The following is a 654-nucleotide window of genomic DNA, read 5'->3' as shown; positions in this document are numbered from 1 at the left end:
CGTCCCTTCCTCACCGGGGTGTTCGGCAATCCGTCGAGTCACCATACGGCGGGCGAGGCCGCGGCGGGCGCCCTCGACGGCGCCAGGGCACGGGTGGCCCGCGTGCTGGGGATGCGGACGAACGACGTCGTGTTCACCGCAGGAGGAACAGAGGCGAACAACCTCGCGGTCAAGGGCATCGCGCTCGCCGCTCTGGAGGCGGGACGGCGCCACCTGGTCATCTCCCCCATCGAGCACGAGTCGATCCTCGAGTCCGCCGGGTATCTCCGACGCTTCCACGGCGTCGAGGTGACGATGATCCCGGTGGACTCCCGAGGGCGTATCGCCCCGGATGCGCTGACCGCGGCCATCAGGGAAGACACGTCGCTGGTGTCGTTCGGTCACGCGAACAACGAGATCGGGACGGTGCAGGACGTCACAGCCCTGGCAGCCGTCACGAGCGCGGTGAGGGTCCCTCTGCACCTCGATGCCGTGCAGTCGGCCGGGTGGCTTCCCCTGCGGGATCTCGGTGCCGATGCGTTGTCGATCGCTGGTCACAAGCTGGGTGCCCCCAAGGGCATCGGTGCGCTCGCGGTCCGCGGACGCGTTCCCGTGGAGCCCCTGCTGCACGGCGGCGGTCAGGAACGCGGTCGACGATCCGGCACCGAGAACGTC

At 69.7% G+C, this 654-nt stretch carries 1 protein-coding gene; it reads left to right on the top strand.

Features of this window, described 5'->3' with window-relative positions:
* Positions 1–654: cysteine desulfurase family protein (locus DSP71_RS17190; protein WP_258546513.1), on the top strand; the 654-nt coding region annotated here is incomplete at both ends.

This window comes from Microbacterium sp. H6, from assembly GCF_003314775.1.
Lineage (GTDB): Bacteria > Actinomycetota > Actinomycetes > Actinomycetales > Microbacteriaceae > Microbacterium > Microbacterium oxydans.
Note: the sequence above shows the minus strand (reverse complement) of the source record. Positions and strands in the feature narration are given on the sequence as shown.